This is a genomic window from Pseudomonas svalbardensis (assembly GCF_030053115.1).
In the GTDB taxonomy this organism is placed as follows: domain Bacteria; phylum Pseudomonadota; class Gammaproteobacteria; order Pseudomonadales; family Pseudomonadaceae; genus Aquipseudomonas; species Aquipseudomonas svalbardensis.
Genome location: NZ_CP125619.1, coordinates 5,971,259 through 5,991,147 on the forward strand (window position 1 = coordinate 5,971,259; position 19,889 = coordinate 5,991,147).

The 19,889-nt window shown below is 59.3% G+C and carries 17 protein-coding genes and 2 pseudogenes; 6 read left to right on the top strand and 13 right to left on the bottom strand.

The annotated features are described in order from the left end of the window. Window positions 1-76: 76 nt before the first annotated feature. The 4 genes from QFX16_RS27660 to QFX16_RS27675 form a co-directional block, all read right to left on the bottom strand. Window positions 77-994, bottom strand: a complete 918-nt coding sequence (locus QFX16_RS27660) for an SdiA-regulated domain-containing protein (protein ID WP_283182080.1) — start codon at window positions 992-994, stop codon at window positions 77-79. A gap of 129 nt (window positions 995-1,123) precedes the next feature. Beyond that, window positions 1,124-2,053, bottom strand: coding sequence for an SdiA-regulated domain-containing protein (locus QFX16_RS27665; protein ID WP_283182081.1), 930 nt, complete (start codon window positions 2,051-2,053; stop codon window positions 1,124-1,126). Window positions 2,054-2,310: 257 nt separating this feature from the next. Beyond that, complete coding sequence (locus QFX16_RS27670) at window positions 2,311-2,976, bottom strand: fumarylacetoacetate hydrolase family protein (protein WP_283182082.1); 666 nt, start codon at window positions 2,974-2,976, stop codon at window positions 2,311-2,313. Between the two features lie 36 nt (window positions 2,977-3,012). Further along, the gene (locus QFX16_RS27675; RefSeq protein WP_134420760.1) at window positions 3,013-4,407 is read right to left on the bottom strand and encodes a D-2-hydroxyglutarate dehydrogenase; all 1,395 of its coding nucleotides are present in this window, start codon (window positions 4,405-4,407) and stop codon (window positions 3,013-3,015) included. A gap of 204 nt (window positions 4,408-4,611) precedes the next feature. Between QFX16_RS27675 and serA the strand changes: the two genes are divergently transcribed. Continuing rightward, the gene (gene serA / locus QFX16_RS27680; RefSeq protein ID WP_140675198.1) at window positions 4,612-5,841 is read left to right on the top strand and encodes a phosphoglycerate dehydrogenase; all 1,230 of its coding nucleotides are present in this window, start codon (window positions 4,612-4,614) and stop codon (window positions 5,839-5,841) included. A 63-nt stretch (window positions 5,842-5,904) separates the two neighbouring features. On the opposite strand, the gene QFX16_RS27685 is transcribed toward serA, so the two are convergent. Beyond that, window positions 5,905-6,330, bottom strand: a complete 426-nt coding sequence (locus QFX16_RS27685) for a DUF4399 domain-containing protein (protein WP_283182083.1) — start codon at window positions 6,328-6,330, stop codon at window positions 5,905-5,907. A gap of 135 nt (window positions 6,331-6,465) precedes the next feature. Between QFX16_RS27685 and QFX16_RS27690 the strand changes: the two genes are divergently transcribed. Next, window positions 6,466-7,050 carry a transporter substrate-binding domain-containing protein gene (locus QFX16_RS27690; protein WP_283182084.1) on the top strand — a complete coding sequence of 195 codons (585 nt, stop codon included), beginning with the start codon at window positions 6,466-6,468 and terminating at the stop codon, window positions 7,048-7,050. 148 nt (window positions 7,051-7,198) lie between these two features. On the opposite strand, the gene QFX16_RS27695 is transcribed toward QFX16_RS27690, so the two are convergent. From QFX16_RS27695 to QFX16_RS27705, 3 genes are all read right to left on the bottom strand, one after another. Beyond that, complete coding sequence (locus tag QFX16_RS27695; protein WP_283182085.1) at window positions 7,199-8,530, bottom strand: IS4 family transposase; 1,332 nt, start codon at window positions 8,528-8,530, stop codon at window positions 7,199-7,201. 165 nt (window positions 8,531-8,695) lie between these two features. After that, window positions 8,696-9,181 carry a 2-thiouracil desulfurase family protein gene (locus tag QFX16_RS27700; protein ID WP_283182086.1) on the bottom strand — a complete coding sequence of 162 codons (486 nt, stop codon included), beginning with the start codon at window positions 9,179-9,181 and terminating at the stop codon, window positions 8,696-8,698. Between the two features lie 2 nt (window positions 9,182-9,183). Continuing rightward, a complete protein-coding gene (locus QFX16_RS27705) occupies window positions 9,184-9,816 on the bottom strand; it encodes a 2OG-Fe(II) oxygenase (RefSeq protein ID WP_283182087.1) in 633 nt (210 codons plus the stop codon). A gap of 108 nt (window positions 9,817-9,924) precedes the next feature. Between QFX16_RS27705 and QFX16_RS27710 the strand changes: the two genes are divergently transcribed. Then, on the top strand, window positions 9,925-10,677 hold the full coding sequence (locus QFX16_RS27710; protein ID WP_283182088.1) for a DUF2059 domain-containing protein: 753 nt from the start codon (window positions 9,925-9,927) through the stop codon (window positions 10,675-10,677). A gap of 103 nt (window positions 10,678-10,780) precedes the next feature. On the opposite strand, the gene bipL is transcribed toward QFX16_RS27710, so the two are convergent. After that, window positions 10,781-11,728, bottom strand: coding sequence for a phospholipase BipL (gene bipL, locus QFX16_RS27715; protein WP_283182089.1), 948 nt, complete (start codon window positions 11,726-11,728; stop codon window positions 10,781-10,783). Window positions 11,729-11,824: 96 nt separating this feature from the next. On the opposite strand from bipL, the gene QFX16_RS27720 reads away from it, so the two are divergent. Next, the gene (locus QFX16_RS27720; protein ID WP_283182090.1) at window positions 11,825-12,406 is read left to right on the top strand and encodes a DUF6436 domain-containing protein; all 582 of its coding nucleotides are present in this window, start codon (window positions 11,825-11,827) and stop codon (window positions 12,404-12,406) included. Window positions 12,407-12,515: 109 nt separating this feature from the next. Then, window positions 12,516-14,915: a penicillin acylase family protein gene (locus tag QFX16_RS27725; RefSeq protein WP_283182091.1), complete on the top strand. Its 2,400-nt coding sequence runs from the start codon at window positions 12,516-12,518 to the stop codon at window positions 14,913-14,915. 116 nt (window positions 14,916-15,031) lie between these two features. Here the strand turns inward: QFX16_RS27725 and QFX16_RS27730 are convergent. Beyond that, window positions 15,032-16,011, bottom strand: a pseudogene (locus QFX16_RS27730) (GlxA family transcriptional regulator). A 423-nt stretch (window positions 16,012-16,434) separates the two neighbouring features. Between QFX16_RS27730 and QFX16_RS27735 the strand changes: the two are divergent. Then, window positions 16,435-16,728 (top strand): annotated as a pseudogene (locus QFX16_RS27735) (phosphohydrolase); the annotation flags it as partial. Between the two features lie 171 nt (window positions 16,729-16,899). Here QFX16_RS27735 and QFX16_RS27740 read toward each other — a convergent pair. Genes QFX16_RS27740 through QFX16_RS27750 form a run of 3 tightly spaced genes read right to left on the bottom strand, consistent with a single transcriptional unit; the run spans window position 16,900 to window position 19,849 of the window. Beyond that, window positions 16,900-17,793 carry an ABC transporter permease subunit gene (locus QFX16_RS27740; RefSeq protein ID WP_283182092.1) on the bottom strand — a complete coding sequence of 298 codons (894 nt, stop codon included), beginning with the start codon at window positions 17,791-17,793 and terminating at the stop codon, window positions 16,900-16,902. After that, window positions 17,790-18,671, bottom strand: coding sequence for an ABC transporter permease subunit (locus QFX16_RS27745; protein WP_283184647.1), 882 nt, complete (start codon window positions 18,669-18,671; stop codon window positions 17,790-17,792). The genes QFX16_RS27740 and QFX16_RS27745 overlap by 4 nt, the downstream gene beginning before the upstream one ends. A 35-nt stretch (window positions 18,672-18,706) precedes the next feature. Then, window positions 18,707-19,849: an ABC transporter ATP-binding protein gene (locus tag QFX16_RS27750; RefSeq protein WP_157714327.1), complete on the bottom strand. Its 1,143-nt coding sequence runs from the start codon at window positions 19,847-19,849 to the stop codon at window positions 18,707-18,709. Window positions 19,850-19,889: the final 40 nt, after the last annotated feature.

Sequence of the window (19,889 nt, forward strand, 5' to 3'; positions counted from 1 at the left end):
GTCAGCCGACATTTCCATCGACTGACACGGCCTATTCGCGAGCAGCCTCGCTCCCACAGTTGTTTTGGGGTGATTGTTAGGGTTGTGGCGGTTTTTTGAAGACGTAGAACAGGTTCGGCTCGCTCACCAAATACATCGTACCGTCGTCATCCATGGCGATCCCTTCCGCTTGCGGCACTGTCTTCTGCAACCCCTGACGCCCCTTGCTCAGTGACATGGTGCTCAGCGGTCGTCCGTCCACATCGAGTTCCAGAATCAACCGCGACTCATCCGACAACGCCAGCAGATGGCCGCTGCGCTCGTCGTATTGCAGGCTCGACAGGTCCGTCACGAACATCCCGGCATCGCGTTTGGGGTTGTTCACTACGTGCACCGCGTAGGACTTTTCCGGGTTGTAATGCGGAAAGCCGTGCACTTCGTAGATCAGCATCGGGTCGCGTTCCTTGGCGACAAACAACCGCTTGCCCACCGAGTCGTAAGCCAGGCCTTCGAAGCCCTTGTTGCCGCTCATGTGCACGCCAAGGGTCATCTGTTCGGCATCCGCTGCGTCGAGGAACGTTGTGTCGTTCTCCAGATGAATCTTGATCAGCCGCTGCTGACGTTCATCAGTGATCACGTAAGTGTCGGCACTAATGAATTCCACGGCTTCAGGATCGCCAAACCCGACCAGCGCAATGCGTCGAATAATCTGGCCGTCCAGCGACAGTTCGATCAGCTCTGAGTTTTTGTTGGTGACGGTGAACAGGCTTTTGCGCACTGGATCGAAGGTCAGCGCCGAGACATCGTCGTCCAGCCCAACAATGACTCGCGCCTCAACCGCTACCTGGTACTGATCCAGAGCGATGGACTGACCGTTCACTGGCTGCCAAAGGGTGTGCAGGTTGAACCAGGCGCGCTCGAACAGGCGCAGGTACTGGCCGGCCGCAACCAGCGCGATCAACGCAATGACCGACAGGATCAGAATCAGGGGTTTGGGGCGGGCAAGTCGGCGCATTCGGGCAAGCTCGGAATCAGGACGGGCGGATGAAATACCACGGCAGTCTGAATTGAAGCTTAATGGCCAGTGGCCGCGGCCCCGAAGGTGTACGCCAACAGGCGACCGCGCGCCACCCTCACTGCGGGCTTATTTCTGTTTTTCGAAACGGTAGAACAGGTTTGGTTCGCTCACCAGGTACAGCGTGCCCGCATCGTCCATGGTCACGCCTTCGGCGCGAGGAATGGTCTTCTTCAAACCATTGAAGCCACCCAGCAAGGTCATGAAGCTGACCTGCTCGCCCTTCTCGTCCAGCTCCAGCAACAAGTGGGAATCGGCAGACAGCACCAGGGTGTGCCCAGTGCGCGGGTCGATGGCCAGCGCCGAGAGGTTGCGGATGTCCAGTTCATCACTGAAGAGTTTTTGCTTGTCACCGGTGAGTGTCTGGCCATCGTTGCTTTTCCAGGTGAACAACGCCGGTGGACGCTCTTCACCCAGCAACATTTGCTGATTGCGCGAATCCCAGACGATGGCTTCGAACGCCTTGTTCTGGTCTTTCGAAGGACCGAGGTCGTATTTCGGGAAGTTGGCGATGTTCAGCTCGCGGGTATCGGCATCGACCTTGACGATGGAGAGCATGTGTTCGCGCTCATCGACGATGGCCAGCAGACCGTTACCCATCGCGGTCACCCCTTCCGGATTGCTCCAGCCCACCAGCGGCATCTTGCGCAGCACGTCACCCTGCAGAGTCAGTTCGACCAGGAACGGATTTTTGCCCATGACCGAAAACAGGGTTTTGGACTGCGGATCGTAGGCCAGGTCCGACGCTTCGTCCTTCTCCATGCCCGGCAGCACCTTGGCATCGATCACTGCCCGGTAATTCGGCAGCCAGATGCTCTCCTGACGTTCGGCGGGGCTTTCGAAACGCTCCAGCACCCAGAGCACACCACGGTCATCCCAGTGCATCGCAAACGCGAGGCCATACACGGCGGCGGCCACTAGCAAAAGCCAGGAATACCAACGCATGACAAAGCGCGAGCGGCGGGCAGTTTTAAGCTTGGGCAGTGGTTGGGTGACCATCGAGGGATGCGTTCCAGAAATTCAGGCTAAGGGTAATAGCACAATTGGGACCGGCTCAGACGCCGCAAGTCCCGGAATTATCCGGACAATATGTGAAAAAAACGGGAAATGGCGGGAAAGCCCTTTTGCGGCCGAGCACAAAAACCAATGTGGGAGCGAGCCTGCTCGCGAAGGCGGTGCGTCAGTCGACATTAAAGTTGACTGACACACCGCCTTCGCGAGCAGGCTCGCTCCCACAGGTTTTTGCGGTGTTGCGACTAGCGGACGCTGCTGGTGAAGCTGCTGGCGCCTGGCAATTCAATCACCAGTTCGTCACCGACATTCAGCGGGCCAACGCCAACCGGCGTACCCGTCAGGATCACGTCACCGGCCTGCAGCGAGAAGCAGCCGGCCATGTGCTGGATCATCGGCACGATCGGGTTGAGCATTGCGCTGCTGTTGCCATCCTGGCGCACTTCGCCATTGATGGTCAGGCGGATGCCAATGTCGGTCAGGTCAGCGAACGTGCTGCCGGACACGAATGGCGCAATCACCGCCGCACCGTCGAAGGACTTGGCGATTTCCCACGGCAGGCCCTTGGCTTTCAGCTCGGCCTGCTTGTCGCGCAGGGTCAGGTCCAGGGCCGGGGCGAAGCCGGAGATAGCATCCAGCACTTCTTCACGGCTCGGTTTGGTCGACAATGGCTTGCCGATCAACACCGCGATTTCCGCTTCGTAATGCACCGAACCACGTTCGGCCGGAATGCTGAAACCACCTTCCAGCGGCACTACGCAACTGCCCGGTTTAATGAACAGCAGCGGTTCTGTAGGCACCGGGTTGTCCAGTTCCTTGGCGTGTTCGGCGTAGTTACGGCCGATGCACACCACTTTCCCCAGCGGAAAGTGAATACGCGTACCGTCGACATACTGGTGCTGATAGCTCATTACCGACTCCTGTTTCGTAGCTCTTAAATTCAAAAGTCAAACAGCGAAAATTTTGCCCGGGTTCATGATGCCGTTCGGGTCGAACACGGCTTTGACGGCTTTCATGTACTCGATCTCAACCGGCGAGCGGCTGTAGGTCAAGTAATCACGCTTGGTCATGCCCACGCCGTGTTCGGCGGAAATCGAACCGTTGTACTTCTCGACGGTTTCGAACACCCACTTGTTGACGGTCGCGCACTTGGCGAAGAACTCATCCTTGCTCAGGTTTTCGGGCTTAAGGATGTTCAAGTGCAGGTTGCCGTCGCCGATGTGGCCGAACCAGACGATTTCGAAATCCGGGTAGTGTTCGCCGACGATCGCGTCGATTTCCTTCAGGAACGCCGGGACTTTCGACACAGTGACCGAAATGTCGTTCTTGTACGGCGTCCAGTGGGAGATGGTCTCGGAGATGTATTCGCGCAGCTTCCAGAGGTTCTGCAGCTGGGTTTCGCTCTGGCTCATCACGCCGTCCAGCACCCAACCCTGCTCGACGCAGTGCTCGAAGGTTTCCAGGGCGTGGTTGGCCACTTCTTCGGTAGTCGCTTCGAATTCCAGCAGCGCGTAGAACGGGCAATCTGTTTCGAATGGCGCTGGTACGTCGCCGCGGGCCATCACCTTGGCCAACGCTTTGTCGGAGAAGAATTCGAAAGCGGTCAGGTCGAGCTTGCTCTGGAACGCGTGCAACACCGGCATGATCGAGTCGAAATCGGCCGTGCCGAGGACCATGGCGGTGAGGTTTTTCGGGGCTCGGTCCAGGCGCATGGTGGCTTCGACCACAAAACCGAGGGTGCCTTCAGCGCCAATGAACAGCTGACGCAGGTCGTAACCTGTAGCGTTCTTGATCAGGTCTTTGTTCAGTTCCAGCAGATCGCCCTTGCCGGTGACCACTTTCATGCCCGCGACCCAGTTACGGGTCATGCCGTAACGAATCACTTTGATCCCGCCGGCATTGGTGCCGATATTGCCGCCAATCTGGCTCGAGCCTGCCGAGGCGAAATCCACCGGGTAGTACAGGCCTTTCTCTTCGGCGACGTTCTGCAAGTGTTCGGTGACCACGCCCGGCTGGCAGACCGCGGTGCGGTCGGTCATGTTCACGTCAAGGATCTGGTTCATGTAGTCGAAGGACACAACGACTTCGCCATTGGCGGCCACGGCAGCGGCGGACAGCCCGGTGCGACCGCCGGACGGCACCAACGCAATTTTGTGCTCATTGGCCCAACGGACAATGGCCTGGACCTGCTCGGTGGTCTTGGGGAACACGATGGCAGTCGGGGCCGGGGCGAAATGCTTGGTCCAATCCTTACCGTAAGCATTCAGGGAGTCGGCATCGGTCAGCACCTTGCCAGGCTCAACCAGGGTCTTCAGCTCTTCAATCAAGGCAGGATTGGTCATCGACAGAACTCTCGAACAATTCATGGTCATCCTGAGAACGCTTCACGTCGCAGGAATGAGTGTTTAGCGGGGTGCATATGCTAGCATACCGACCCCGCAGGATAGTGCCCAACGGCTATTCTGTGGCGACGGCTTTCTTGCCGTCCGGGTCAGCGTCTGCTGGCTATTTCCTGCCATTTTTCTCCGGGATACAGGTTTACGCAGATGAGCAAGACTTCTCTCGATAAGAGCAAGATCAAGTTCCTTCTTCTCGAAGGCGTCCACCAATCGGCTGTCGACGTCCTCAAGTCGGCGGGCTACACCAGCATCGAGTACCTCACAGGTTCTCTGCCGGAAGCCCAGCTGAAGGAAAAGATCGCTGATGCGCACTTCATCGGCATTCGCTCCCGCACTCAACTGACCGAAGAGATCTTCGATCAGGCGAAGAAACTGGTCGCTGTCGGCTGTTTCTGCATCGGCACCAACCAGGTTGACCTTAATGCTGCCCGCGAACGCGGCATCGCAGTGTTCAACGCTCCGTACTCCAACACTCGCTCCGTTGCCGAGCTGGTGCTGGCCGAAGCGATCCTGTTGCTGCGCGGCATCCCTGAGAAGAACGCTTCCTGCCACCGTGGCGGCTGGATCAAGAGCGCAGCCAACTCCTTCGAAATCCGTGGCAAGAAGTTGGGTATCGTCGGTTACGGCTCGATCGGTACTCAACTGTCGGTCCTGGCTGAAGGCCTGGGCATGCAGGTGTACTTCTACGACACCGTGACCAAGCTGCCATTGGGCAACGCCACTCAGGTCGGTAACCTGACCGAGCTGCTGGGCATGTCCGACATCGTCACCCTGCACGTTCCGGAAACCGCTGCGACCCAGTGGATGATCGGCGAGAAAGAAATCCGTGCGATCAAGAAGGGCGGCATTCTGATCAACGCGGCTCGCGGCACTGTAGTTGAACTGCAAGCGCTGGCGGACGCGATCAAGGACAAGCACCTGATCGGCGCGGCCATCGACGTATTCCCGGTGGAGCCTCGTTCCAACGACGAAGAGTTCGAAAGCCCGCTGCGTGGCCTGGACAACGTGATCCTGACCCCGCACATCGGCGGTTCCACCGCTGAAGCGCAAGCCAACATCGGTCTGGAAGTGGCAGAAAAACTGGTCAAGTACAGCGACAACGGTACGTCGGTATCGTCGGTGAACTTCCCGGAAGTGGCCCTGCCGGCTCACCCTGGCAAGCACCGTCTGCTGCACATCCACGAGAACATTCCGGGTGTGATGAGCGAGATCAACAAGGTCTTCGCCGAAAACGGTATCAACATTTCCGGTCAGTTCCTGCAGACCAACGAGAAAGTCGGCTACGTCGTGATCGACGTCGACGCCGAGTACTCGGAAATGGCGCAAGAGAAGCTGCAGCACATCAACGGCACCATTCGTTGCCGCGTGTTGTTCTGATAGTGACTTGAGCGACAAAAAAGGGAGACCCTCGGGTCTCCCTTTTTCATGCCTGTGGAAAAGTTACTTCACATTCACGGTGATTTTCTTCGAAACGATTGGCGGATCGAACGGCATGTGGCCGCTATCGCCCAGTTCCAGCTGCAAGGTGTGTTTGCCCGGCGTCAGCTTTACTTCAGCCTGGGTCTGCGCCTTGCCGAAATGCAGGTGATTGGCATCGTTGGGGATCGGCGCACCGGCGGCTGGCAGTTGATCGACATCGATCAGCAAGTGGTGATGGCCGGTGTTCTTGGTGACATCGCCCGCTGGCGCCAGCGCAATATTCTCGACAGCGAACTTGACGACGACGGTTTGCGGAACCGTGGCTCCGTCCGCAGGAGAAACGATGGACACTTCTGCACCTTTGGGAGCCGGTGTACCAGCCGTTGCCAGCATCGAAGCACCCATCAACAGGCCAGCCAATGCTGCTCGTGACATAAAGGTTTTCATTCTCTTCTCCAGTTTTTTCGTAAAATCCGTGTGGCCATGACAACTTCACGGCCAATCGTTGTCGAAGGCACTCGACAACCATAGCAAAGCGAGCCTGAATCAGAGCATCGCGATAATGAATTCAAAGGAGTGACCATGCGTTTTTTGCCTGGCCTGATCTGCCTGCTACCCCTTCTGAGCCCTTTGGCTCATGCCGAGCTGATTGACGATGTAAACGACCGAGGCGAATTGCGTATTGCCCTTGAGGCTAATACACCGCCCTTCAATTTCAAGGAAGACGGCAAACTCACCGGGTTCGAAGTCGAATTGGGGCAAATGCTGGCCAACGAACTGGATGTGCGGGCCGACTTCGTCGTTACCGATTCCAACGATCTGTTGCAAGGTGTTGAAACCGGCAAGTACGACGTCGCCATCAACCACATAGCAGTGACCCCGGACCTCGAGGATCGTTTCGACTTCAGCGAACCTTACATTCACACCAACGCGCAATTGATCGCGCAGAAGGAAGAGCCACGCTCAATCCTGTTGGTGCAGTCGCTGACTGAAGAAAAGCCAAAAGACAGCTCGCCGGTTAGCCTGGCGATTCCGTTTCAGAAAGGTAACCCGGCGTTTCATGCCAGCCTGGAGAACGCGCTACAGCGGATCAAGGCGGATGGGCGATTGGAGGCACTGGAACAGAAGTGGTTGGGGGTGGATACGAGTGTGGCGCCCAAGCCTTAAGAATTTTGTCGCTCTTTAGATCCAGCCCCTCACCCTAACCCTCTCCCCAGGGGGCGAGGGGACTGACCGAGGTGTTCTTAGAGCTACATCGACCTGAGAAACCGAGTCGAACTCAAGATTTGAAAAGCCCCCGATCGGCTAATGCCAGTCAGTTAAGCTGACTGGCATTTTTCTTTCTGATCGGATATTTCGGTGATTTGAGCCTTATGGCGCGGGGATAAATGCGCTCTTCCCGTCGATGCGGCAGAACATAATGCGGGGCAGAGGCGTGCAGCTCGGCCAGATATTTGGGGATGTTCCCGGAACGGTCGGCCGAAACGCTGTTGATAAACCCTAAAATTGCCCAAGTACACGCGGCAAAGCTCATTTCGCACGGGTAAATACCTGGACAGTGGCGGCTCATTTCCACCATCTGGTAGCGCAGCAGGTTGTAGCCCAGCAACACACCCCACAGTTCCTGCTCGATCATCTCGGGCGTCTTGCTACGCAATGTATAGCTGCTGTTGAGCAGCGTCTGTTTCATCTCGCGAAACCCTAATTCGATCTCCCATCGCTGGCTGTACAGGTCGACGATTTCGTCGGACGGGAAGCGTAGCGGATCGGCCATCGACGTCAGGATCTGACAAACCTTGCCCTTGACGGTTTTGCTCAGCAATCGCGCGGTCAGGCGCTCCGGCAGCCCCGGCCATTGCGTGCGGGCCTGCGGCGAAGTGCTCAACGAGACCACAGCGTCCTGGCGCCCCAAGCGCTGAATCACTTCGTACTGCGCACCTTTGCGCAGAGGCATCAGCCAATGCCGCTCGATGCCTGCTTGCTGCCACTGATGCAGCAAACCCAAGGAGTAAAAACCGCGATCGAACAGCGTCAGCGAGTGATCGGGCGTGGTTTCGATCAGTTGCTCCGCCAGTTTCATTTCGTTGCTGCGATAGCCATCCAACGCGCTGCCGATCAGCATGTGGCTGGTCAACTCCATTTGGCAGACCATGCGCACCTGGGGGAAACCGGTGTCGCCATGCTGGTTGCTGGCGGAATCGTAGCGCGCCCGATTTTCGGGTGTATCGGGCGTTCGCCATACGACACCGTCGACCCCCAGCAAACGCAAGCCTGCCCAAGTTGGGTGATCCACGGCCTCATGCCAACTTTTCTGAGTCAGATGGAAGACTTGTCGTACAGCCTCGCAGCCCAATCTCTGACGGGCTTGAACCACAGCGCTGGGTGCCACCAATGGACGTTGGCCCGGCAGCATGATGTTCATGCGGCTGACCACATCCCACGCCGACATGCGGCGAAAGAAGGCCATGGAGATCACGCACCAGAGCATCATTTCCAGTGGCAAACGCCGCTTGCGCAGGGTCGCCACGCCGGCCTGTTCAAGTGCCTGCTCGACCAAAGATGGATCGAGTAAAGAATCCAGTCCCTCGATTGAGTTAGGGGTGGAGGCGATATTGTGGGTCAGTTCCAGGGCCCGAGCGAGACGCATAAAAAAATCCGATGCCAGTACAGGCATCGGATTTTGATTTCTTGCGGCCAAAGGTCAAGCAAGAGGGCTTAACTGATCGGCATTACCCGATCGGCTCCCTTTCCCCTCTCCCCATTGGGGCGGTCCGACGTTTCGGGAGGGCTGGGGTGAGGGGTGGCTCTTGAATCAGTTCAGATTATTCAAAGCCACCGCAGCTTCAACCAACTCCAGCTCACTGAAGACCTGAACCCCATGGCGCTTGAGCAATGCGGCAGTCACGCCTTCACCACTCACCTTCACACCACTGAACGTCCCGTCATAGGTCAACAGATTCCCGCAAGACGGGCTGTTGGCCTTGAGCACGGCAATGCGGATGCCGTGCTTTTGCACCAGTTCCAACGCCTGATAAGCCCCCGAGAGAAACTCGGCGCTGACGTCCTCGCCCTCGGTGGTGATCACTGAGCCGTGGCCATCAAGCACTTCAGCACCCTGCCCACCCGGAATTTCCGCCGCCGCTCTCGGCGTCGTCAACCCACCAGCAACCTCCGGACACAACGGCACCACCCGACCTTCATCAAGCCACTGTTGAAGCGGATCGAACGGCCCACTCGCCCCGCCGTCATAACGTACGAGGTGGCCCAGCAGACAGCGGCTAACCAGAATTTTTTGCATGATCAGAACGGCTCGTTGCCACGACGCCGGAACCAGCCGGTCAACGACAGGCGATCGCGGGTCGCGGGCAGGACTTCGTGGGGCACTTCACCCGACAGAAACACCACCAGGCATCCGCCGGTAGGCACTACATCGTGCTCGACGCCTTCACCCAGGTACATACGCAACTGGCCGCCGTGCTCGGGCAGCCAGGCGTCATTGAGATAGACCACCGCCGACACCATGCGCCGGTCGTCGTCGCGAAAGCGGTCGACATGCTTGAGGTAGAACGCGCCGGGCGGGTACAGCGCGAAATGGCTTTCGAAATCTTCCAGGCCCAGAAACAAACCGCGATTCATCGCCTCGCGCAGGCTGTCCATCAACTCCAGATAGCTATCGCACGCCAACGCCTGGCCGGGCTCGATCCACTGGATATGGTCGCCGCGAATCCCCTCGCGAATCTCGGATGTCGACCCGCGCCCCACGGCGGCCGGGGCCAGTTCGCCCTCGGCAGCACGTTTACGGCACTCAGCCGACAGTTCCCGGGTCAGACCCAGAGGAAGGAAAATATTCTGCTGCGACCAGCCATGTTCAGCCAGGTCGTCGACGATACGTAACAGCAGCGGGTGATCAGAGGGTATTGGCATGCCGCGCATAGTATTCCTGTGCCTGAAAATCCGACAGAGCCGCGCAGCGGCTTGATACGAATTCTCGACAAGGACGAATGCCACACGGAGAATAGTCGCCTGCTGACAGGAGTCCCTATGCGCCGTTTGCTTTTCTCAATGCTGATGTTCTGCGTTATGCCTGCTTGGGCAGACGGCCACGACCAGTTGTACAAGGTCGCCGGCTGGCCAGAACAACGCGCGCATTTCAACGACGCTCTCTCGGCCGCTCAGCAGCGGTACCAGAACAGCCTGCCGCCGGCAGTGTTCCAGGCGCTGGTGAACAACAGTAATCAGCGCTTTGACCCCCAGGCCGTGGACCAGCGCGCCGAAGCGCAATTGCGCAAGACCCTCGCCGATCCGAAACCTGCGCTGACATTCTTTCAATCACCCTTGGGCAAGAAAATCGTGGCCGCCGAATTGCTCGCTACCCGTCGCGATCAGTTGGCAAAAAACGCCAAGGGTTTGCCCAAGATCCAGGCCAGCGACAGCCGCATGCTGATCATCGGCCATCTGGCCCAGGCCTTACCCGTTCGCGAGGCTGGCGCGGAAGTCAGCCTGGCGATTGCCGGCGTCGCGGCTGATAGCCTCAGTTCGATGATCCCCGGCCTGCTCGGCGGTGGTCAGGCTCAAGGCATGTTGAACGGTCAGCGTCAGCGCTTGATGGACCAGATCGGCAACGACCTGAACAACACGCTGTTGTATGTCTATCGCGACCTGTCGGATGAAGAACTGGAAGAGTTCGCGACCTTCGCCGAGTCCACCGAGGGCAAGGCTTATTACCAGGCAGCATTGGCGGCGATTCGCGCGGGGCTGGCGGTGGGGCAGGATACTTCAAGTCTTCGCCAGTAATATTCGGCGCCTGTAGGATCGCTTTCGCGAGCAGGCTCGCTCCCACAGGAGTATGCATTCCAATGTGGGAGCGAGCCTGCTCGCGAAGAGGCCCGAACTACCGCTAAAGATTCCGACCCTTCATCCGCTTGCTCAAAAACCCGAAATACTCCCGCCGCAACGCCAGCGTCTCATTCGCCAGGTGATGCCGCGCCTCAGGCAACATCAGCACCTGCGGTCGATCGAACTTGCCCCGCAACACCTCAAGGTTATGTTCCCAATCCACGGTCATGTCCGCCTGCCCCTGAACAATCAGCGGCCGCCGCGTGCTGTCCGGTGCGGCTTCGATGCGTTTGATCCAACGCGCCAATGCACCGACCCAAGCGGTCGGCAAACGTAGCGGCTGCAATGGATCGGCTTGCAGGAAGGGCAAAAAATCCGGGTCGTTGGAGTTCTCGCTGAAGCGCCGGGCGATGGCTTTGACGAAAGGCTTGAGCAGGTAATAGCTGAGTTGCGACCAGCCCCAGGCCCGCGGTCTGACCAGCGGCGACAGCAGGATGACCTGGCCCTGGGCCGGACTGCTGGCGCCCTGATTGAGTACATGATCGATCACGATCGCGCCGCCGGTGCTTTGCCCGCACAGGTGCCACGGCTGCGGCAGATCGAGGGATTGTGCTTCGGTGAACAACCCTTGCAGCGTGTCCTGATACTCGGTGAAATCCTTGATGCTGGCCCGTTCACCACTGGACAGCCCATGCCCCGGTAAGTCGCAGGCAATCACCGCAAAATCCTGATCCAGCGCCCATTCGATCACATGCCGGTAAAGCCCGGCGTGATCGTAAAAACCGTGGAACAAAAACAGCGTCGCCTTCGCCCGCTCGGGCCACCAGACCTGGCTGACCACTTCATAACCATCGACCGCGAAACGTCCAAGGCCACTGCGCACGTTACGCCCCGCAAAATCCAGCCCGTAGAAGCGCTGGTAAGCCAGCGCTTCCACCGACAGCGGCTGCCAGTCGGCCAGCGGCCGCAGGCTGGCACGCAGATGATCGGAGTCGAAAGTGGCAGACATGAGCAATTCCAGAACGCAAACGGACTTTATGGGCCTGCGATACTCATCTGTTGGGACAAGCATGGCAAGCTAGCGCACCTTCGAGGACTGAAATCCATGCGCTCGCCCTTCCGCGCCACACTGCTTGCCAGCCTGCTCGCCCTCGTGTGTGCCGGCGTGCTGTGGACTGCCTACGACTGGTTTCAGGGCCGCTACCTGCGAGCATTCAGCGAGCATACCGCGGTGTTCTCCGGTGACCCGCTGCGCCTGCCCGACCATCTCGCCGGCCCCGGCGCCATCCGCCTCGTGCACTTCTGGGACCCGGCCTGCCCGTGCAACGTCGGTAACCAACAACACCTGAGCGAACTGGTTGAGCACTATGTACCGCAAGGCGTGGAGTTTTATGCGGTACAAAAGCCTGGCAGCCACGGCCAGTTGCCGAGCACCTTAAGCAGCCTGAAAAGCATCGCCGTCCTCCCAGGCTCCGAACAGATCCCCGCCAGCCCGGCCGTGGCGATCTGGGATCGCAGCGGCAAACTGGCGTATTTCGGCCCGTACAGCGAAGGCCTGACCTGCAATTCGAACAACAGCTTTATCGAGCCGATCCTGCAAGCGTTGAACGAAGGGCGCGCGGTGAATGCCACGCACACACTGGCGGTGGGTTGTTACTGCCCGTGGCCCGTCGACACAACGAAGTAAGGCTGACAGGAGACGCGAATACCTCCTAAGTGCGATGGCCTTATCGCCAAGCCGTGTTAAAACAGTGCCGCCAGGGATCTGCTGCCACTCATAACAACAAGGAACCACCATGAAACGTAGCCTGACCGTTCTCGCCCTGCTGATTGTCGCACTCGCCGCAGGTGCCGGCGGGTACGTCTACAGCAAGCAGCCGACACGCCAGGGCATGGTGGAGCTGCAACACCTGCAAGGTTCGGTCACCGTGCGCTACGACGAGCGCGGCATCCCGCACATCCGCGCCGAGAACGAAACCGACCTGTACCGCGCCCTCGGGTACGTGCACGCCCAGGACCGGCTGTTTCAGATGGAAGTCCTGCGCCGCCTCGCCCGCGGCGAGCTGGCCGAGGTCCTGGGCCCGAAACTGCTCGACACTGACAAGCTGATGCGCAGTCTGCGCATTCGTGAACGCGCCGAAACCTACCTGGCGAATCTGGACCAACAGTCGCCGACCTTTATCGCCATGCAAGCCTATCTGGACGGCATTAACCAGTATCAGGACAGCCATCCAAAACCCGCAGAGTATGATGTTCTGGGCATCCCCAAACGCCCGTTCACTGCTCAGGACACCATCAGCATCGCCGGCTACATGGCCTACAGTTTTGCCGCAGCGTTTCGCACCGAACCGTTGCTGACCTACGTGCGCGATCAGTTGGGCGCCAACTACCTGAACGTCTTCGATCTCGACTGGCAGCCCAAAGGTGTGCTCAACGGCAGCACGCTGCCCCTCGCCAGCACCGACTGGAAAGACCTCAATACCCTCGCCCGCCTTAGCGAACACGCACTCGCCGACAACGGTTTGCCGCAGTTCGAGGGCAGCAACGCCTGGGTCGTCTCTGGAGGCCGAACCAAAAGCGGCAAACCGCTGTTGGCCGGCGACCCGCATATCCGCTTTTCCGCGCCGTCGGTGTGGTACGAAGCGCACCTCTCGGCGCCGGGTTTCGAGCTCTACGGCCACTATCAGGCATTGATGCCGTTCGCCTCTCTCGGGATGAACCGCGACTTCGGCTGGAGCATCACCATGTTCCAGAACGACGACCTCGATCTGATCGCCGAAAAGGTCAACCCGGACAACCCCAATCAGGTCTGGTATCGCGGCAAGTGGGTGGACATGGTGACCAGCGAACAGCAGATCGCGGTCAAGGGCCAGGCACCGGTAACACTGGTGCTGCGCCAGTCGCCCCACGGCCCGATCGTCAACGATGCGTTGGGCAGCGGCGTCGGCAAAACGCCGATCGCCATGTGGTGGGGTTTTCTCGAAAGCCAGAATCCGATCCTTGAGGGCTTCTATCAGCTCAACCGCGCCGACACCCTGGCCAAGGCGCGCAGTGCCTCCGCAAAGGTTCAGGCGCCGGGCCTGAACATCGTCTGGGCCAACGCCAAGGGCGACATCGGCTGGTGGGCAGCGGCGCAACTGCCAAAACGTCCGGCGGGTGTGCATCCGGGGTTCATCCTCGATGGCAGCACCGCCGACGCGGATAAGGAAGGTTTTTACCCGTTCAGCGCCAACCCACAGGAAGAGAACCCGGCACGCGGTTACATCGTCTCGGCCAACTTCCAGCCGGTGTCGCCGACCGGCATGGAGATTCCCGGTTACTACAACCTGGCCGATCGAGGTCAGCAGCTCAATCGTCAGCTCAGCGACAAAACCATCAAGTGGGATCTGGACGCCAGCCAGAAGCTGCAACTGGGCACCACCACCGCCTACGGCCCGCGCTTGCTGGCGCCGTTGTTGCCCGTACTGCGTGAAGGGGTGAGCGATCCCGCCGAACTCAAACTGGTTGAGCAACTGGCCCAATGGAAAGGCGACTACCCGCTCGACTCCACCAGCGCCACGCTGTTCAACCAGTTCCTGTTCAACCTGGCTGACGCAACGATGCGAGATGAACTGGGCAATGACTTCTTCGAGACTTTGCTGTCGACCCGGGTGATTGATTCCGCACTGCCTCGCCTGGCCGCGACTGCCGATTCGCCGTGGTGGGACAACCGCAACACCCTCGGCAAGGAAACCCGCGCCGATACGGTCAAGGTTGCGTGGCAGGCGAGCATTGCTCATCTCAAAACCACCCTCGGCGGCGATTTCGCGCAATGGCAGTGGGGCAAGGCGCACACGCTGACCCATGGCCATCCGCTGGGACAGCAAAAGCCGCTGGATCGTCTCTTCAATGTCGGCCCGTTCGCGGCGCCAGGCACTCACGAAGTGCCGAACAACCTTTCGGCGAAAATCGGTCCGGCGCCATGGCCAGTGACTTATGGTCCGTCGACCCGCCGCCTGATCGACTTCGCCGACCCGACCCACAGCCTGACCGTCAACCCGGTTGGCCAGAGTGGCGTACCGTTCGACAGCCACTATGACGACCAGGCTGAGGCGTATATCGAAGGGATCTACTACCAGGCGCATCTCAATGAAGAAGAGGTTACGGCCAATACGCGGAGCACGTTGAAGCTGTTGCCGGCACGGGCTGCGCAGTAGATTTTTGTTGGCCGGGCTGACGCCTTCGCAGGCAAGCCCGCTCCCACAGGAGAATGCATTCCAATGTGTGCGGGCTTGCTCGCGAAGAGGCCATCACAGGCAACAACAATGCCTGCTCAAACCATCGCCGCAAAGTTCAGCCTGAACTGCTGCGGCGTCACCCCCAGCCTGCGGTTGAACACACTGCGCATGTGCTGGGCATCGCGAAATCCGCACTGATAAGCCACGGTCTTCAGCGGCGACTGGGTGCTTTCGAGCAGCACCCGCGCCGCATCCACTCTGGCCCGTTCAACGAATTCCGCCGGGGTGACTTTCGCCTCTTTGGCAAACACCCGGGAAAAGTTGCGGGCGCTCATGGTGGCGGCGTTGGCCAGGTCGGCAATTGTCAGGTCGCCCGTCAGGTTGGCCAACACGTAGAGCTGCACCAACGCCACGGCAGAAGTGGGTTCGGCATGTGGCGTGAGGAATGGGCTGAACTGTGACTGCCCGCCCGAGCGCTGAGTGAACACCACCAATCGTTTTGCCACACTCAATGCGACTTCCGGCCCGTGATCCCTGGCCAGCAAGTACAGCGACAGATCAATCCCGGCCGTGACACCCGCCGAGGTGTAGAGCTCGCCGTCCTCCACGTAAAGACGATCCGCCTCGACCTGAGTCGACGGGCACAACTGCGCCAGCGCCGCGGCGTCGCCCCAGTGGGTGGTCACCGTTCGCCCGTCCAGCAATCCGGCCCGGGCGAGCATGAACGCGCCGTTGCAGATCGAGCCAAAGCGTTGCGCCCGTGTGCAGGCATCGCGCAGCCAGGCATCGAAGGCCGCACCAAAATCCATGAACGGCAACCGCGGCCCACCGGCCACCGGCCACCGGCCACCAGCAGCAAGTCGTAAGGCTTCAGCGCTTCGCTGAAATGCCTATGGGCATTGAGTGACAAACCGTTGGAACACGCCATCACCCCGCGCTCGACGCCAATCACCTCCAGTCGATAGTGATCTGCCGGCTCAAGGAAACGATTGGCTTCGCAAAACACATCCATGGGGCCGGTGACGTCCAGAGACTGGACGCCGGCGAAGACCACGATGGCAACGGTTTTACTCATGGCAAGATTCGCCTTCCAGGTATTGAAATGAAAGTCGGCCATCACACGATCTGTAGCAGCTGCCGAGCCCGCGAGGCTGCGTCCGGCTGCGCAGCAGTCTTAAACCCTACGCACGCGATTCACCTGAAAGACCGCAGTGTCTTATTTCACGACTGCTTCGCAGCCGGACGCGGCCTCGCGGGCTCGGCAGCTGCTACAGGGTATGCGTGCATCCCGGATATCTGGTTCAACCCTAGTCAATCCGCGACCAACAAGCGAGTTGGCGCGATATGCATGCTCATTGGCCGGGATCGCAGCTATGGATCGATTGTCCGGTTTCGGGGGCGCGGACAGACTGCCCCCATCAGCGCCGCCACGGCGTTCCCCATGAGGACAGCACCATGAGCAGCACCATCGCCGGTATCAAAATCCCCGCCAGCGCGTGTGCCGCAACACCTGCGGCCTAACGTAGCGTTAGTCACTGCCGGCGTTGAAATGGATGTGCTGGGCATCGATTACGCAGCGTTCCCCAGCGCGCAACGCGAAGAAGTGGTGCATGCCCACCCACGTGGCGAAGGGTTCAAGGAGTGCATCCTGTGTGCGTTCGCCAATGGCTTCAAACACAAGCCGGACACCACTTTTGGCACCGTAAACGCGGATGTGCTGGTCGACAGCGAGCCTGGCTTCAAACCGATGAACTTCGTCGAGATCATCCGCAAGTCGCCTTGGGTGGCATAAACCAATGTGGGAGCGGCGGTGCGACGATTCGACTTGCTCGCGAAAGCGGTGTGTCAGTCAACATGGATGTTGAATGTCAGTCCGTCTTCGCGAGCAAGTCGAATCGTCGCACCGCAGCTCCCACAATGGATTTGGGTTGGCCACACAAATGTGGTCAACCCAACATCAAGCTCAAGCAGCTTCCGGCGCCTGCTGGGCGCGACGTACGTCCGGTTGTTTCCAGGAGTCGGCTGCGCTTTCTTCGATCGCCTGCTGGATTGCACGCTTGCGCGCTTCTTCGGCACGGCGGCTGAAGAACCAGACCAGGAAGGTCATCAGCGATACCGCCAGCAGAATCAGGCTGGCCACGGCGTTGATCTCGGGTTTCACGCCCAGACGCACCGCCGAGAACACTTCCATCGGCAGGGTCGTGGAACCCGGACCCGATACGAAGCTCGCCAACACCAGGTCATCCAGCGACAGGGCGAAGGACATCATGCCACCGGCCCCCAGGGATGGCGCGATCATCGGAATGGTGATCAGGAAGAACACCTTCCACGGCTTCGCACCGAGGTCCATGGCCGCCTCTTCGATGGACAGGTCAAGCTCGCGCAAACGCGCCGATACCACCACCGCCACATAGGCTGAACAGAAGGTCGTGTGGGCGATCCAGATGGTGACGAGGCCGCGTTCCTGCGGCCAGCCAATCATCTGCGCCATGGCGACGAACAGCAGCAACAGCGACAGACCGGTGATTACTTCAGGCATCACCAGCGGCGCGGTGACCAGGCCACCGAACAGCGTGCGACCCTTGAAGTGGGTGATACGGGTCAGCACGAATGCCGCCAACGTACCCAGCGCCACCGCCGCCACCGCCGTGTAGCAAGCGATTTCCAGCGAGCGCACCACCGACCCCATCAACTGGGTGTTGTCCATCAACCCGACGTACCACTTGATCGACCAACCGCCCCACACCGTCACCAGTTTCGAGGCGTTGAACGAGTAGATCACCAGGATCAGCATCGGCGCGTAGATGAACAGCAAACCCGCTACCAGCATGAAACTCGAAAAACGGAAGCGCTTCATTCCTTGCCCTCCATTTCTTTGGCCTGACTACGGTTGAACAGGATGATCGGCACAATCAGGATCAACAACATCACCACTGCCAGGGCAGAGGCCACCGGCCAGTCACGGTTGTTGAAGAACTCTTGCCAGAGCACTTTACCGATCATGAGGGTTTCCGGACCGCCGAGCAGTTCCGGGATCACGAACTCGCCCACCACCGGAATGAACACCAGCATGCAACCGGCGACGATGCCGTTCTTGGACAGCGGAATGGTGATCTTCCAGAAGCTGTTGAAGGTGCTCGAACCCAGATCGGACGCGGCTTCCAGCAAACTGTTGTCGTGCTTCACCAGGTTGGCATAGAGCGGCAGGATCATGAACGGCAGGTACGAATACACCACGCCGATATACACGGCGAGGTTGGTGTTGAGGATCTGCAGCGGTTCGTCGATCCAGCCCATGGTCATCAGGAAACCGTTGAGCAAACCGTTGTTGCTGAGGATGCCCATCCACGCATACACGCGGATCAGGATCGCGGTCCAGGTCGGCATCATGATCAGCAGCACCAGCACCGTCTGCATCTCTTTACGGGCGCTGGCAATGGCGTAGGCCATCGGGTAACCGATCAGCAAACAGAGGATGGTGCTGATCAGCGCCATCTTCAACGAACCGAGGTACGCGGCGATGTACAACTCGTCACCGGCGAGCATCGCGTAGTTGCCGAGGTTGAGCAGCACCTGCAGCTTCTGCTCGACGAAGCTATAGATCTCGGTGTACGGCGGAATGGCCACGTCGGCTTCGGCGAAGCTGATCTTCAGAACAATGAAGAACGGCAACATGAAGAACATGAACAGCCAAATGAACGGAACCCCGATGACCAGCTGACGGCCGCCGGGAATTATTCGATTGAGGCGGCGTTTGAATTTGCGCATGTTCATGAGCGAAGTACCACGCCGCTGTCGTCTTCCCAATACACGTAAACCTGGTCACCCCAGGTTGGGCGCTGGCCACGGCGCTCGGCGTTGGCGACGAAAGACTGGACGATCTTGCCGCTCGGCAGTTCGACGTAGAACACCGAGTGGCCACCGAGGTAGGCGATGTCGTGCACCTTGCCGCTAGACCAGTTGTATTCGCAGGTCGGCATGGTCGGCGTCACCAGCAGTTTTTCCGGACGGATCGCGTAGGTCACGGATTTGTCCTGCACCGACGTGCTGATGCCGTGGCCCACGTAAATCTGGCGGTCCAGGTCCTTGCAGGTAATGGTCGCGTGACCTTCGGCGTCGTCGATCACTTCACCGTCGAAGATGTTGACGTTGCCGATGAACTCGCAGACCAGACGGCTGGTCGGGGTTTCGTAGATGTCGATCGGGCTGCCGATCTGGGCGATCCAGCCCAAGTGCATGATCGCGATGCGCTCGGCCATGGTCATGGCTTCTTCCTGGTCGTGGGTCACCATGACGCAGGTTACGCCGACCCGCTCGATGATCTCGACAAGCTCAAGCTGCATTTGCGAACGCAGCTTCTTGTCCAGAGCACCCATCGGTTCGTCGAGCAGCAACAGCTTCGGTCGCTTGGCCAAAGAACGCGCCAGGGCCACACGCTGACGCTGGCCACCGGACAACTGATGCGGCTTGCGCTTGGCGTACTGGCTCATCTGTACCAGCTTGAGCATGTCGGCCACGCGCGCATCGACTTCAGCGGCGGGAAGCTTGTCCTGCTTGAGGCCGAACGCGATGTTCTGCGCCACGGTCATGTGCGGGAACAAGGCGTAGGACTGGAACATCATGTTGATCGGCCGCTCGTACGGCGGCATGTCGGTGATGTCTACGCCATCGAGGAAAATGCGCCCCTCCGTGGGCCGTTCGAAGCCTGCGAGCATGCGCAGCAACGTGGATTTGCCCGATCCCGAACCGCCGAGCAGGGCGAAAATCTCGCCTTTCTTGATTTCCAGGGACACATCGTCCACGGCAATCGTCTCGTCGAACTTCTTCGTGACCCGGTCGATTTTGACCAACACCTGTTTAGGTGATTGGTCGCCCTCGAGGGCTTTCTTATAGGCGCCGGAGGCAACTGCCATTTACGAAACTCCCAGAAAAAAAGAGTGCAGTTCGCTCAAG